The organism is Streptomyces coeruleorubidus (assembly GCF_028885415.1).
In the GTDB taxonomy this organism is placed as follows: Bacteria; Actinomycetota; Actinomycetes; order Streptomycetales; family Streptomycetaceae; genus Streptomyces; species Streptomyces coeruleorubidus_A.
Genome location: NZ_CP118527.1, coordinates 8313786 through 8328012 on the forward strand (window position 1 = coordinate 8313786; position 14227 = coordinate 8328012).

Here is a 14227-nt window from a genome sequence, read left to right on the forward strand (position 1 = left end):
TGTTCTTGCCGGCCCGGCTGCCCATCAGGTCGGCCATCTCGCGCATGCTGACCGGACGGTCCCAGCCGATGTCGATGCGCTCACCGTCGTCGGCCTCGGCGTCGACCGCGGCCGCCAGGTACGCCGCGAGATCGGAGGTGTGGACGAAGGTCAGCGGGACGGTGGTCCTGCCCACCCATATCAGGCGGCCCTTGTCGATCGGGTCGCCCGCCATGTTCGCGATCTGGTCGACGAACGCTCCCGGGCGCAGGGCGACGAACGGGACGCCGAGCTGTTCGAGCTTGTCCTCGGCGACCTTCTTGTGCCAGAAGTGCGGGACATGGGGCGTCTGGTCGCTGGTGAGGATGCTGGTCAGGACGAACCGCCGGATGCCGGCGCGGTGGGCCGCCTCGGCGAGGTTGGCGTTGCCGACGGTGTCGATGTCGTGCGCGTTCTTGCCGCCGCGGGTGTAGCCGGCAGCGGTGGTGATGACGGCATCGGCGCCGTTCATGGCGGCGACGAGCGAGTCGACGTCGAGCATGTCGCCGCGGGCGATCTCGACACCCCGGCTTTCGAGCCCGCTCGCGTCGGTGGCCGGCCGGACCAGGGCACGGACTCTCTTACCGCGCCCCAGCAGTTCGTCGACGACCTTGCCCCCGAGGGAGCCGGTCGCCCCGACGACGAGGACCGGGAGGGTGGTGGGACGGGTGGTGCTCATGGGGGTCTCACTATCCATCAGGTCAGTGGTGGGGGCTTGGGCGGGCGCGGACGTGGGCGCCCTCGGCCCGGGTCGCTGAGCGGGCGGGCCTCTGATGGGCGGTTCCGCGGCTCGCGCTTGCCCGCCTCACGTGGACTCTTCCTGCGGAAGAGCGCTGCCGCTGATCGCGTCGGCGATGGCGTAGGCGGTGCGGACGAAGGACTCTGCCTGCTGCGCCGACAGGTTCCGCGCGGAGGTCTCCTCCAGGGCCTGCCACATGGCCGCGAGGGGCTCGCGCATGGCACGGCCCTTGTCGGTGAGGTGGACGACCATGACGCGCCGGTCGTGTTCGGCCGGCTCACGGACGAGCAGGCCGGCCTCCTGCATGCGGCGTAGGGACTTGGAGACGGTGGAGTGGTCCAGGCCGACGCTTTCGAGCAGCTCGGACTGGCTCTGACCGTCCCGGTCCAGGAGCTGCATCAGCAGCAGTTCCTGTCCGGGATGCAGGTCCATCTCGCGGAGCATCGCGGCGGCGCGGGCGCGGTGAGCGCGGGCCAATTGGAAGATCGCGTAGCTCACCTGCCCCCCGCTGGCCGTGGTGGGGATGTGGGGTGTGGGGGCAGGCATGGTTCGGTTCCTCAGACTGTGTAGGTGGGGTAGTCGGTGTAGCCGGCCGCTCCGCCGCCGTAGAAGGTCGCCGGGTCGGGGGTGTTCAGCGGCGCGTCAGAGCGTAGCCGCTCGACCAGGTCCGGGTTGGCGAGCGCGAGGGCGCCGACGGAGACGAGGTCGGCCGTGCCGTGCTCGATGTCCTTGGCACGGGTGGGCAGGTCGGTGCCGCCCCGGTTGAGGATCACCGTGGTCGGCCACAGCGCGCGCAGGGTGCCCAACAGTTCGTCGTCGCCCGCGTGCATCACGTGGAGGTAGGCGAGGCCGAGCGGGCTGAGGGCGCGCAGGAGCGCCGGATACAGCTCGGCGGTGTCGGACTCGGCGATGTCGTTGAAGGGGTTGCCGGGGGAGATGCGCAGGCCGGTGCGGTCGGCGCCGATCTCGTCGGCCACGGCAGCGGAGACCTCGACGGCGAAGCGGATGCGGCCCTCGAGGGAACCGCCGTAGCGGTCGGTGCGCTGGTTGGTGTTGTCGGACAGGAACTGGTGCACGAGGTAGCCGTTGGCGGCGTGGATCTCCACGCCGTCGGCACCCGCCGCGACGGCAGCCGCTGCGGCGCGGCGGAAGTCGTCGACGGTCGCCGCGACCTCCTGCGTCGACAGAGCACGGGGTGTCGGCATCTCCTGGGGCCCGGACGCGGTGAACATCGTGCCCTGCGGCCGGATCGCCGAAGGGGCGACCGGCCGGCGCCCGTGGGGGGTGTTGTCAGGGTGGGAGATGCGTCCGGTGTGCATCAGCTGGATGACGATCCGGCCGTCGGCCGCGTGCACGGCTTCGGTGACCTTGCGCCACCCGGCGATCTGCTCGTCATTGTGGATGCCGGGGGTGAGGAGGTAGCCCTGTCCGTCGGCGGAGGGCTGGGTCCCCTCGGTGATGATGAGCGCGTGCGAGGCCCGCTGGGCGTAGTACTCGGCGTTCAGCTCGGTCGGTACGCCTTCAGGTGTGGAGCGGTCACGGGTCATGGGGGCCATGACCAGACGGTGCGGGAGGGAGATGTCACCGACGGTGATCGGTGTCCACAGGGAGTTCAGCATGAGTGATCCTTCGGTTCGGTGATGAAAGGTGGTGATCGGGAAAGCGGGTGCGTGGCGGAAGGAGATGCGGGCGTGATCAGTCGAGGGTGAGGACGAGCTTGCCCCGGACATGTCCGGTGTCGCTGACCTGCTGGGCCGTGGCGGCCCGGGCGAGCGGGTAGGCGGTGACCGTGGTGACGACCTTGCCGGTCGCGGCATCCTGCGCCAGAGCGGCCAGAGGGGCAGCCGAGTGTTCCTGGGGGCCGGTTGCGAAGGTGATGCCGAGCTGGTGCGCGCGGAAGTCGGCGATGGTGACGATGCGCTCGGTGCCGCCCCGCAGGGTGATGGAGTCCTCAAGGGCTCCCTTCCCGGCCAGGTCGAACACCGCGTCCACGCCATCGGGGGCGAGCGCCCGGACCCGCTCGACCAGGCCCTCGCCGTAAACGGTCGCGGTGGCGCCGAGCGAGGCGAGGTATTCCTGGTTGGCGGGGCCGGCGGTGCCGATGACTCGCGCTCCGCGGGCCGTGGCGAGCTGGACCGCCAGGGTTCCGACCGCTCCCGCCGCGCCGTGCATCAGCACGGTCTCCCCGGCGGTGACACCCAGCACGTTCAGGACCCGCTCGGCCGTCTCGCCCGCCACCGGCAGCGCGACCGCGTGCTGCCAGTCGAGGCCGACGGGCTTGGGGGCCACGGTGGTGGCCAGCGCGTACTCGGCGTACGAGCCGGTGTCCGACCAGCCCAGCACCTCGTCACCCACCTGCACGTCCCGCACGCCCTCACCCAGGGCGTCCACCACGCCGGCGAGCTCGCGACCGGGGACGGAGGGGAGCGGCGTGGGGAACACGGCATCCAGTGCCCCGGAGCGGATCTTGCCGTCCAGCGCGTTCAGCCCGGCCGCCCTGACGCGGACGCGGATCTGCCCGGGGCCGGGTTGCGGGACCTCGATGTCCGCCTCGTGCAGCACTTCCGTGCCGCCGAAACGGTCGAACAGGATGGCTTTCATGACGTCTCCTCTCGCGCCACCAGCTATTTGGTGGCCAGCCACATAAACGTATCAGTGAATCTGTGGCTAGCCAAGTAATTCGGCTGTCCGGTCCACGGACTGCGTCGGCCGAGCCGGGCTGGATCACGCCGGCGGGGGCGTCGGCCCTTGCCCCGGTCAGGGCCGGCACCCGGGGACCGAACGAGCCCAGCCGGATAACCGGGCCCGGGCCCGGCGCGGAGCCGGGGCGGATGCCGCTGAGTCGGCGTGCGCGCCGCGGCATCGGGCGCACGCCGGGCACGCCGAGCCTGAGGCGTACCCCGAGGCCGTCGAACAGGCCCACGCCGACTCCGCCCCGAGGCCGTGTCAGGACACGGCGGTTCCCTTCTTGGCGGCCTGGATCTGCTCGTACACATGCGTACGCAGCTCGGCGAAGCGCGGATCCACCCTCGTGTGCAACTGATCGCGCTCGTCCGGCAGATCGACCTTCAGCTGCTCCCGGACCACGGTGGGGGAGGCGGACAGCACGATCACCCGCTCCCCGAGATAGACGGCCTCGTCGATGTCATGGGTGACGAACAGGATCGTGATGCCGCGCTCCCGCCACAGCCCCCGGACCAGGTCCTCCAGATCGGCCCGGGTCTGCGCGTCCACCGCCGCGAACGGCTCGTCCATCAGCAGCACACGGGGCTCGTACGCCAGTGCGCGGGCGATGGCGACCCGCTGCTGCATACCGCCGGACAACTGCCAGGGATACGCCCCCACGGCGTCCGCCAGCCCCACCGACTCCAGCGCGTCACGGACCAGTTCCCGGCGTCGGGTTTTACTCAAGTCCTTCTTCTTGAGCGGGAGTTCGACGTTCTCGCCGACCCGCATCCAGGGGAAGAGGCTGCGCCCGTACTCCTGGAAGACGAACGCCATACCGGGCGGCGGACCGCTCACCTTCCGCCCCTCCAGGAGCACTTCACCGCCGGTCGGCGCGAGCAGCCCTCCCACGCACTTCAGCAGCGTGGTCTTGCCACAGCCCGACGGCCCGACGAGACAGACGAGTTCTCCGGCGTCGACGGTGAAGGTGAGGTCGCGGACCGCCTCCACACGCCGCCCCGACCCCTCGTAGACCTTCTTCAGACCCCGTACGTCGAGCATGGACCGCCCTTTCAAGAGGTTCACGGCGACCGCCGGGCCGAGGCGCGCAGACCGTGGTACCAGCCGAGCGCCCGCCGCTCGACCGACCGGAAGACGACCGACAGCAGGAAGCCGAGCAGACCGAGCACGAGGATGCCGGTCCACATGTCCGGGATCGCGAAGCCGCGCTGGAACTGGACGATGGTGAAGCCGAGTCCGTTGCTCGCGGCGAACATCTCGCTGATCACCATGAGGATGATGCCGATGGACAGGGCCTGGCGCAGGCCCGCGAAGATCTGCGGGCTCGCCGACCGCAGCACCAGGTTCCTGAGCCGCGCCACACCCGTGATGCCGTACGAGCGCGCCGTCTCGGCCATCACCGGGTCCACCGCCCGCACGCCCTCGACCGTGTTGAGCAGGACGGGCCACACGCAGCCGGCCGCGATCACCATGACCTTCATCGTGTCGCCGATCCCCGCGAACAGCATGATGACCGGCACCAGCACCGGCGGCGGCACCGCCCGCAGGAACTCCAGGACCGGCTCGCACACCGCCCGCACCCGCGGGTAGGACCCGATGACCGTACCGAGCGCCACCCCCAGGGCCGCCGCCAGCGCGTAACCGCCCGCCAGCCGCAGCACGCTCGGCAGGACGTCGCTCCGCAGGCGCTGCGCCGTCCACACGTCCGGGAAGGCCGCCAGGATCGTCCGCAGGGGCGGCCAGTACACGTCCGTGCTGCCCGCGGACGCCACCCACCAGACCGTGACCAGCAGGGCCGGGAGGGCGACGGCGAACACCAGCCGCAGCAGCAGGCCCCTCACACCGCCACCTCCCCGCGCACCGACTGGTGCCAGGCCAGCGCCCGCCGCTCCACCGTGCGCGCGCCGACGTTGATCAGCAGCCCGAGCAGCCCGGTCACCACGATCAGCGCGTACATCTCGGGCACGGCCTGCGAGGTCTGGGCCACCCCGATGCGCTTGCCCAGCCCCGGTGCTCCGATGACGAGTTCGGACGTGATGGCGAGGATCAGCGCGACCGCCGCCGCCAGCCGGACGCCGGTCATGACGTACGGCAGCGCGGTCGGCCACAGCACATGCCGGATCCGCGCCCAGGTGCCGAGGCCGTACGACCGCGCCGTCTCGTCGGCGACGGGGTCGACGTCCTGGACGCCGTACAGAACCTGGATCAGGACCTGCCAGAACGACGCGTAGACGACGAGGAGGAGCACCGAGCGCAGTTCGGTGCCGTACAGCAGTACCGCCAGCGGGATCAGCGCGACCGACGGGATCGGACGCAGGAACTCGATCGTCGAGGCCGTCGCCGCACGCAGATACGGCACGACCGAGATCAGCACGCCCACCACGATCCCCGCACAGGAGGCGATCGCCAGGCCCAGCGCCCAGCCGGTGAGCGTGTCGCCGAGCGCCGTCCAGAAGGCCGAGTCGCCCGTCTCGTCCGCGAGCGCTTCGGCGATCCGGCTGGTGGGTGGGAAGTAGGTCTCCTCGACCAGGCCGAGCCGCGGCACCGCCTCTCCCAGGGCGAGGAAGGCGGCGAGCCCGGCCGCACCGAGTGCGGCGTTCACGCCCCTCATGCGTCTGTGTCCCTCACGGCAGCAGCTTGTCCAGGTCCGGCGTCGACTTGAACAGGCCGTCGTCCTCGCCGAGCTTCATCAGCGCTTCGATGGAGGCGCGGTTCGGCTCCGCCGGCCACTTGGGCAGGGTCACCTTCTCCAGCACCGCGGCCGGGATCTTCGTGTACGTGGTGACGATCCGGCGGGCCTCGTCCGGGTGGGCGTCGGCGTAGGCGAGGGACTCGGCGGTGGCCTTCCGGAACTTCTCGACCACCTCCGGGTTCTGTTGGGCGTACCGGGTCGAGGTGAAGTACAGCGCGACGGTGAGGTCGGGTGCCACGTCCACCAAGGGCGAGGCGATGATGCGTCCGCCCTGGCTCCTGACGGTGGCGAGCGCGGGCTCGACCACCTGGGCGGCGTCGATCTGCCCGCTGTCGAGGGCGGCCGGCATCTGGTCGAAGGCGAGCTCGACGAACTCGACCTTGTCCGGGTCGCCGCCCGCCTTGCGCACCGACGCGCGCACGGACGTCTCGTTGATGTTCTTCAGCGTGTTGATGGCGACCCGCTTGCCCTCCAGGTCCTTCGGCGACCTGATCGGACTGTCCTTGCCCACGGTGATCGCGCTGAAGTCCTTGCCCTCGACACCGGTCGAGGCGATCGCGTTCGCGACGGCCTTGATCGGCACGTTGTTGGACTGGGCGATCATCAGCGACGTCACGTTGGAGAACCCGAACTGGAACTGGCCGCTGGCCACCCCCGGCACGATCGCCGCGCCGCCCTGCGCGGTGGTGAACCGGAGCTTCAGGCCCTGCTTCTCGAAGAAGCCCTTCTCCTGGCCCAGATAGAGCGGTGCCACATCGACGATGGGAATGAGCCCGACCTCGACGGTGGTCACCCCGCCGGACGAGGCGCCCGCGTCCGAGGTGCCACCGCCGTCGGACGAGCCACAGGCCGCCGCGGTGAGCAGGACGGACACGGCCGCGAGACGGGTGAAGAGACGACGACGCAAGACTCCTCCTGTGGGACCGGCTGTGGTTCTCCGACAGGTTGTGCGCAGACAGCACGCTTGTGCTCAGCGAGAACGTAAAGCCGGGGTCGATTCATGGTCAATGCCCTTGTCGACACCGCTCGTTGACATCACGAGATCCGCACTCCTAGCGTGCGCACTGCGCACGGTCGTACGTCACGCCGGAGGCCCAGGATGTCCGCTGAAGCCCGCGCACCGCATTTCGTCCGGTCCTTCGAGCGTGGCCTCGCCGTGATCCGCGCCTTCGACGCCGAGCATCCGGCGCTGACCCTGAGCGAGGTCGCGCGCGCCTGCGAGCTGACGCGCGCGGCGGCCCGCCGTTTCCTGCTCACCCTCGCCGACCTCGGCTACGTCCACACCGACGGCCGCCGCTTCCGCCTCACCCCGCGGGTGCTGGAACTCGGCTACTCCTACCTCGCCGGCTACACGCTGCCCCAGCTCGCCGAGCCCCACTTGGAGCAACTCGTCGCGCGGGTACGGGAATCGTCCTCGCTCTGCGTCCTCGACGGCGACGACATCGTGTACGTCGCCCGGGTCCCCACCCGCCGCATCATGACCGCGTCCATCACGGTCGGCACCCGCTTCCCGGCGTATGTGACGTCGGTGGGCCGGGTGATCCTCGCCCATCTGCCGGACGAGCACGTCGAAGCCAGGCTCGCCCGGACGGAGTTGAAGCCCCTCACCACACGCACGATCGCCACGCCGGGGGCCCTGCGGGCGGAGCTGCGCCGAGTCCGCCGTCAGGGCTACGCCGTCGTCGACCAGGAGCTGGAGGAGGGGCTGAGATCGGTCGCCGCCCCGGTGCGGGACCGGGACGGCGACGTGGTCGCGGCCGTCAACATCGCCGTGCACGCCGGCCGCAACTCCGTCGATTCCGTACGCCGCGACCTGTTGCCGCATCTGCTGGCGACCGTCGCCGGGATCGAGGCCGACCTGCGGATCACAAGTCCAGCACCAGCCGCCGCCCTCGGCACCGGGACACGCAGATCATCATCGTCTCGCCGCTCTCCCGCTCATCCGGGGTGAGCACGGAGTCCCGGTGTTCCGGGGTGCCGTCGAGGACGTCGGTCTCACAGGTCCCGCAGGTGCCCTCGGTGCAGGAGTAAAGGACCTCGACCCCCGCGGCGCGCACGGTGTCCAGGACGGACACGTCCGGCGCGACGGTGAGCGTCCTGCCGCTCCGCGCCAGCTCCACCTCGAACTCGATGTCGCCGCCGGTCTCCTGTTCCTTCGGCCGGAACCGCTCGACACGCAGCACTCCCGACGGGCAGCGCTCCTCGACCGCGTCCAGCAGCGGCCCGGGGCCGCAGCAGTAGACGAGCGTGTCCTCGGGTACGTCGTCCAGCACCGAGGGCAGGTCCAGCAACCCCGTCTCGTCCTCGGGCGCCATCGTCACCCGGTCCCCGTACCGGGCCAGGTCCTCGCCGAACGCCATCGACTCGCGGGTGCGCCCGCCGTACAGCAGCGTCCACTCGGCGCCCGCCGCCTCGGCCGCCGCCAGCATCGGCAGGATCGGGGTGATGCCGATGCCGCCCGCGACGAAGCGGTAGCGGGGGGCGGGCTCCAGGCCGAAGTTGTTCCGGGGCCCGCGCACGCGGACCTTGTCGCCCTGCCCGACCTGCTCGTGCACATGGGCCGAGCCACCCCGGCCGTCCGGCTCGCGCAGCACCGCGATCCGCCAGGCCGACCGGTTCGCCGGATCGCCGCACAGCGAGTACTGCCGCTCCAGCCCGGGGCCGAGCACGACGTCGATGTGGGCGCCCGGCTGCCACTTGGGGAGCGGCTCGCCCAACGGGTGGCGCAGCGTGAGGGCGAGCACGCCGTCGGCGGCGAACTCACGCCGCTCGACGATGAGTTCGTCTTCGTACACGCTCATGAACTGTTCCCTCGCGGCTCGTCGACGTCATGTCCCTGCGGGTGGGCGAGCATCCACTCCCACATCTCCACCGGATCCTGCGCGGTGTGCTCGCGGCCGCAGTGGCAGGTGCCGTGCAGGATGTCGGTGCCGGGCAGCCAGTCGATGCGGTAGATCTCGCCGGTCGGACTCGTCACTGGACCTTCTCCACGGGCTTCTCGCCCTCCTCGACCAGCCGGGCGAGGATACGGCGGGCGGCCAGGCCGCCGGTGTCGATGTTGATGCTCAGCTCCTGGTAGCCGGTGCGCTCGGTGCCGAGGGTCTTCTGGAGCAGGTTGAGGGCGGTGACGTCCTGCATCACGACCGTGTGGTTGTTGCCGCGCAGGAATTCGGTGACCTCGGCGTCGTCGGTCGCCCAGTCGCGCGAGACGGCCCAGAAGTCGTACACCTTGCCGTCGCCGGACGGTGTGATCGCGTACGTGATCTCGGTGTGGAAGCCGTTCGGGTCGCTGCCGTCCGGCTCGGGCAGCACGCCGACCGGGGCGATGCGGCTGTGCAGCAGATAGAGGCAGGGCGCGTGGTACTCGATGTCCTGCCAGCGGGTGATCCGGCCCTCGATGCCGGTGGACTTGGCGTAGAACGGCGGGCACTCGGCGTCGTCCATGTGCCGGCTCACCCGGACGATCCCGGCGCCCTCGTCGACCTCCGTCGTGATCGGCGTCTCGGCGACCTCGGGGGTGCCGATGTACCCGCCGTGCAGATACGTCTCGTGGGACAGGTCCAGGAGGTTGTCGACGAGGAGTCCGTAGTCGCAGTCGATGGGCTCCATGCCGCGCACGGTGACCCAGCCGGGGGAGTCGAGGTGCCTGGCCCGCGGGATGCTCTGCGGATCGGCGAGCGCGGGGTCACCGATCCACACCCAGATCAGCGAGTCCTGCTCGACGACCGGGTAGGAGGCGACCCGGGCCGTGCGCGGCACCCGTTTCTGCCCCGGCACGTACACGCACGTACCGGTCGTGTCGTACGTGAACCCGTGGTACCCGCACACGATCCGGTCGCCGTCGAGGCGCGTCGGGGCCTCGGACAGCGGATACCGGCGGTGCACACACCGGTCGTGCAGCACGACCGGCGTGCCCTCCTCCTCGGTCCGGTAGAGCACGAGCGTCTCACCGAGAATCGTCCGTCCGAGCAACTCCCGCCCGACCTCGTGACTGTAGGCGGCGACGTACCACTGGTTCCTGGCGAAGGCGGTGGTGTGAGGCATGGGGTTCCCGTCCCTGTCGGCGGGGCGCCGTCGCCCCGCGTGCCGTGGTTGGAATCAGGGTCGTGACCCTTGTGGCAGCTCCGCAAGGCGGCTTCCGTGAGGCGGAAGGCCTCTCGTAAAAGGGCTGGTGAGACTCACGCTGTGCTCCCACACGACTCTTCCGAAGGCAGGGAATGTACGGACAGGAAGAGGCCGACGGCCGTTTCGTCAAGGCGGAGGGGCTGCTGCAGGGGCTCACCATGGCCCTGATGCGGCTTGGCGTGGAACTCGACTCGGAGACGCCCTGCTCCCGGCCTCCGCCACGAGAACGGACCGCCTTGGTCGGCCGTGGCTGGGCCAGGGCGCGGCGGACGAGGTGTGACTGACGCGTCATGAGGCGTGGGCTGCCAGGAAGTCTGGTCGGTGCAGAGAGGGTTTGTGTGCCCGTGTGGATGCGTTCACCGGGAAGGCTGCCGCCGTGGAGGTGACATCCAGAGCCCGTTCGGAGTCACCAGGTGCGGCCCGCCTCGAGGATGAGGTCGCGGACCCGGGTGACGTCGGGGTTGTCGGGCCTGCCGGGGCGCTGGACGAGGTAGCCGGTGTTGATGGGCGGGTCGTCTGGTTCGTGCAGGGGCACCAGGGCGCCGGAGGCGAGTTCGTCCTGGCACACCGCGGCGAGTACGCCGCGCAGGTCGGGCACGGTGACGGCAGCGGGGCAGGACAGCCGGGTGCCGAAGACGTGCGGCCAGTAGCGGCAGGCGATGGGCAGATCCTCGGCGTAGGTGACTGCGGTGGAGGTGGAGCCGACGCTGACGGTGGCCACTGGCAGGCCGGCCGCCCGCAGCCGCTCGGCGGAGGTGACGGCGGTGTCGCGTTGGTTCTTCGCCGCCAGGCGTTGTTCCTCGGCGGTGCAGGAGAAGCAGACTCGCCCGCGTGGGTCAGGCAAGACCGAGAGGGCGCCACGGGGCCGCAATGCCCCTTCCGTCTCGAGGAAGGGCTTCGGTGAAACTCCCGTTCAGGCTCGTCCGGCGGGCGCGCCCGGCGGGCGGCTCGTAGGTTGGAGATGATGCGGTCGCGCTTGTAGAGATCGGCAGGTCACCCGCGTGACGACAGCGGAGATCGATTTCGAGGAGTTGTTCGACGCCGCGCCGAACCCGTACCTGGTGCTGGACGCCGACCTGGTGGTTCGCCATGCCAACCGGGCCTATCTCCGGGCCACCGGCAGGACCCGCGCGGAACTGGCCGGGCGGTACATCCTGGAGGCGTTCCCCGACACACCTGGTGAGCCGGATGCGGCGCGTGAATTCGGCGCATCGCTCCAGCGCGTGCTGGACTCCCGCGAGCCCGACATGGTGGCACCGCGGCGATTCGACATTCCCGTCGCCGGCCGGCCGGGGGAGGCGGAGGAGCGCTGGTGGTGCGGGATGTCCAGCCCCGTTCTGGGGCCGGACGGCGCCGTGAAATGGATCATCGCGCGCGCCGACGACGTCACCGAGCTGATGCGTTCCCCCGTCATCCGTGAGCTCACCCCACCGCTGAGCAACCAGGCGACAGGGATCGCGGCCCAGGTGTATGCCCGGTCGCACGATCTGGAACGGCTGAACGAGCAGCTGCGCCAGGCGCATGCCCGCGAACGTGAAATCGCCGTCACCCTCCAGGAGGTCATGCTCCGCTCGCCCGACCTGGACAGACACCGGGACATCGCCGTGCGCTACCTGCCGGCCAGCGGATCGCTCAACGTGTGCGGCGACTGGTACGACGTGGTCGATCTGCCGCCCGACCGCTACTCCATCGCCATCGGGGACGTCGTCGGCCACGGCATCGAGGCCGCCGCCGTCATGGGCATGCTGCGCAGCGCCCTGAGCGCAGCCATCCGGGCTGTGCCCAGCCCCGCACAGGCCCTTGAGGTACTGGGCCTGTACGCCCGGGCGGTCGACGGCGCGCTCGCCACCACCGTGGCCAAGGTGCTCATCGACCCGCGCAGCCGACTGATCATCTACAGCAACGCCGGCCACCCACCGCCGGTGCTCCTCAGTCCGGACGGCAGCTGCCGACTGCTGGACCAGGCCACGGACCCGCCGCTCGGCGCCCGACCGGAACATGTCCCCCGCCCCCAGGCCGGCCTGCCCTACACCCGAGGGGACACCCTCGCGCTCTACACCGACGGCCTCATCGAACGCCGCGGCGAGGACATCGACATCGGCCTGGCCCGGCTGATCGACGCCCTGGCCCGGTCCGGCACGCTCCCGGTGGAAGAACTCGCCGACGGACTGCTGGCCGAGATGGGCGTCCCCGGAGGTGGTCAGGACGACGACATCGCCCTGGTCGTCGTCCGCCTGTGAGCAGATTTCCACGGAAGCCGTTTCCGCATCAAAAAGTGAAATCGAAACGGAATTCTCGACTTTCCCGTGGCGGGGAATTCATTTACTGTGGGTGTATGGAAAGAATAGTAGAGTTCTACACAGTGAAACGTGGTGACACGCTCGGTGAGATCGCGGTTATGCACCGCGTGACGCTGCAGCAGATTCTGGAGTGGAACCCTCAGATCACGAATCCGGACATCATTCGCCCCGGACAGCGGATCCGTGTGGCTCCAGAAAGGCACGGTGCATTCGAGCCCTTTCCGGGCGTCGACTTCTTCCAGTCCTCCGTGACCAGCCCGATCATCGAGGCTATGGGCTTCCGCCTCATCGAGGAGGGTTGCTCGGAGTACGCCGACGGGCCCGACTCGCAGTGGAGCGAGGCGGACCGGAAGTCGTACGCGCATTGGCAGGAAAAACTCGGATTCAGTGGCCAGGACGCTGACGGCATACCGGGCCGGAAGTCGTGGGAGAGGCTGCACGTGCCCGCCGTCTTCGAGTGACCGGCACTGTTCCGGGCCGGTCGCCGCGGACTGCTTGGCGCGCCCGGGCCAAAACCCGGATCGCCTATCTCGAAGCACAGCTGGATCGCGAGAGTGTCAGGCCCTGTCCGGAAGACCGCAGGGCGCTCGTCGAGGGAATGCGGGCCCATCTGGAAAAGGCCCGCTCGGCCGCCGACGAGGATTTCGGATGGCGGCGCCTGTGGTCGGGGTCGGCCGCCCGTGAGGGCGTCTGGTCGAATGTGCGCAGCGCGGAGGTGATGCTCCTTCAACTGGTCTCCGACGAGGAAGCCGCCGGCCGTGCCAGCGAGGTCATGGCGCTGGTCAAGGACCATCTGGACAAGGACGACCCGCGACGGGTCCGCCTCGCCCGGCGGCTCCGTTCCATCATCTCCGGCGAGATGTCACCGAGCGACCGGGACCTCATGGTCCGGGCGCTCGACGCCGCCTACAACGCGCTGGACGACGAACTCGCCCGGGTGCGCAGCCTGCGCAACATCCTGTGGACCGCGACGTTCCTCGTCCTGCTCGGTGTGGCGGGCCTCGCCGTCTACGGCTGGTTCTTTCCCCGGTCGCTGAGCATGTGCTTCGCGCCCAAGGTCAGCCCCGGGGACATGAGCGGGATCGATGTCGTGTGCCCCACCGCGGAGCGTCACGACGTCCCGGTGGGCACCCCCGCCAGCAGCCTGGCCCAGCCGAGGGACATCCTCACCGTCGAGATCGCCGGGCTCGCCGGCGCGGCACTCACCGTCATCGCCTCACTGCGGCACATCCGGGGCACCGACGCTCCCTACATGCTGCCGCTGGCATCGGCGGTGCTGAAGTTCCCCACCGGCGCCCTGTCCGCCTTCCTCGGACTGCTGCTGATCCGGGGCGCCTTCGTTCCCGGGCTCAGCGACCTCGACAGCAGGGCGCAGGTCCTCGGCTGGGCCGCGGCCTTCGGCGCCGCCCAGCACCTCGTGACCCGACTGGTCGACGACCGCGCCCAGATGACGCTGTCGGAGGTGGGCAGGACGACCGACGCCGTGGTCGACCCCGAGAGAGCCGCCGTCCGGGAGCACAACGTGCTGGGAGAGACCGGCGCGCCCGGACCGCCGACCGTTTTCCACGACGGCGCGGGACCGCACGAAGGGCCACAGGAGGGGGCGCGCGAGGGAACGCGCGCGGACGAAGGGGCGGAGGGGCCCCGCCCGCGAGCCGGGCCCTGACC

15 protein-coding genes and 1 pseudogene are annotated in these 14227 nt (G+C 70.3%); 4 read left to right on the forward strand and 12 right to left on the reverse strand.

Annotation, left to right across the window (positions count from 1 at the left end; genetic code table 11):
* Positions 1 to 55 precede the first annotated feature (55 nt).
* From PV963_RS44145 to PV963_RS38365, 8 genes and pseudogenes are all read right to left on the reverse strand, one after another.
* Positions 56 to 715 (reverse strand): annotated as a pseudogene (locus PV963_RS44145) (SDR family oxidoreductase); the annotation flags it as partial.
* Between the two features lie 108 nt (positions 716 to 823).
* Entirely contained in the window at positions 824 to 1303 is a 480-nt protein-coding gene (locus PV963_RS38335; RefSeq protein WP_274821047.1) for a MarR family winged helix-turn-helix transcriptional regulator, read from the reverse strand.
* 11 nt (positions 1304 to 1314) lie between these two features.
* A complete protein-coding gene (locus tag PV963_RS38340) occupies positions 1315 to 2376 on the reverse strand; it encodes an alkene reductase (RefSeq protein WP_274821048.1) in 1062 nt (353 codons plus the stop codon).
* Positions 2377 to 2452: 76 nt separating this feature from the next.
* Positions 2453 to 3358, reverse strand: coding sequence for an NADP-dependent oxidoreductase (locus PV963_RS38345; RefSeq protein ID WP_274821049.1), 906 nt, complete (start codon positions 3356 to 3358; stop codon positions 2453 to 2455).
* A 345-nt stretch (positions 3359 to 3703) separates the two neighbouring features.
* Positions 3704 to 4483 (reverse strand): ABC transporter ATP-binding protein, encoded by a 780-nt coding sequence (locus PV963_RS38350; protein ID WP_274821050.1) that lies wholly within the window; start codon positions 4481 to 4483, stop codon positions 3704 to 3706.
* A 20-nt stretch (positions 4484 to 4503) separates the two neighbouring features.
* Positions 4504 to 5283 (reverse strand): ABC transporter permease, encoded by a 780-nt coding sequence (locus PV963_RS38355; RefSeq protein ID WP_274821051.1) that lies wholly within the window; start codon positions 5281 to 5283, stop codon positions 4504 to 4506.
* A complete protein-coding gene (locus PV963_RS38360) occupies positions 5280 to 6053 on the reverse strand; it encodes an ABC transporter permease (RefSeq protein ID WP_274821052.1) in 774 nt (257 codons plus the stop codon). Before PV963_RS38360 ends, PV963_RS38355 begins: the two co-directional genes overlap by 4 nt.
* A 13-nt stretch (positions 6054 to 6066) precedes the next feature.
* Positions 6067 to 7041, reverse strand: coding sequence for an ABC transporter substrate-binding protein (locus tag PV963_RS38365; RefSeq protein ID WP_274821053.1), 975 nt, complete (start codon positions 7039 to 7041; stop codon positions 6067 to 6069).
* 192 nt (positions 7042 to 7233) lie between these two features.
* Here PV963_RS38365 and PV963_RS38370 point away from each other — a divergent pair, with 192 nt between their 5' ends.
* Positions 7234 to 8085 (forward strand): IclR family transcriptional regulator domain-containing protein, encoded by an 852-nt coding sequence (locus PV963_RS38370; protein ID WP_274821054.1) that lies wholly within the window; start codon positions 7234 to 7236, stop codon positions 8083 to 8085.
* Here the strand turns inward: PV963_RS38370 and PV963_RS38375 are convergent.
* From PV963_RS38375 to PV963_RS44150, 4 genes are all read right to left on the reverse strand, one after another.
* Complete coding sequence (locus PV963_RS38375; RefSeq protein ID WP_274821055.1) at positions 8000 to 8935, reverse strand: PDR/VanB family oxidoreductase; 936 nt, start codon at positions 8933 to 8935, stop codon at positions 8000 to 8002. The two genes, PV963_RS38370 and PV963_RS38375, sit on opposite strands and share 86 nt — an antisense overlap.
* Positions 8932 to 9111, reverse strand: a complete 180-nt coding sequence (locus PV963_RS38380; protein ID WP_274821056.1) for a hypothetical protein — start codon at positions 9109 to 9111, stop codon at positions 8932 to 8934. The genes PV963_RS38375 and PV963_RS38380 overlap by 4 nt, the downstream gene beginning before the upstream one ends.
* Entirely contained in the window at positions 9108 to 10178 is a 1071-nt protein-coding gene (locus PV963_RS38385; protein WP_274821057.1) for an aromatic ring-hydroxylating dioxygenase subunit alpha, read from the reverse strand. Before PV963_RS38385 ends, PV963_RS38380 begins: the two co-directional genes overlap by 4 nt.
* Before the next feature lie 487 nt (positions 10179 to 10665).
* A complete protein-coding gene (locus PV963_RS44150; protein WP_425540983.1) occupies positions 10666 to 11103 on the reverse strand; it encodes a hypothetical protein in 438 nt (145 codons plus the stop codon).
* A gap of 157 nt (positions 11104 to 11260) precedes the next feature.
* Here PV963_RS44150 and PV963_RS38395 point away from each other — a divergent pair, with 157 nt between their 5' ends.
* From PV963_RS38395 to PV963_RS38410, 3 genes are all read left to right on the forward strand, one after another.
* Entirely contained in the window at positions 11261 to 12499 is a 1239-nt protein-coding gene (locus tag PV963_RS38395) for a PP2C family protein-serine/threonine phosphatase (RefSeq protein WP_274821058.1), read from the forward strand.
* Between the two features lie 95 nt (positions 12500 to 12594).
* Positions 12595 to 13020 carry a peptidoglycan-binding protein gene (locus tag PV963_RS44155; RefSeq protein WP_425540984.1) on the forward strand — a complete coding sequence of 142 codons (426 nt, stop codon included), beginning with the start codon at positions 12595 to 12597 and terminating at the stop codon, positions 13018 to 13020.
* 137 nt (positions 13021 to 13157) lie between these two features.
* Positions 13158 to 14225 (forward strand): hypothetical protein, encoded by a 1068-nt coding sequence (locus PV963_RS38410; protein WP_274821059.1) that lies wholly within the window; start codon positions 13158 to 13160, stop codon positions 14223 to 14225.
* Positions 14226 to 14227: the final 2 nt, after the last annotated feature.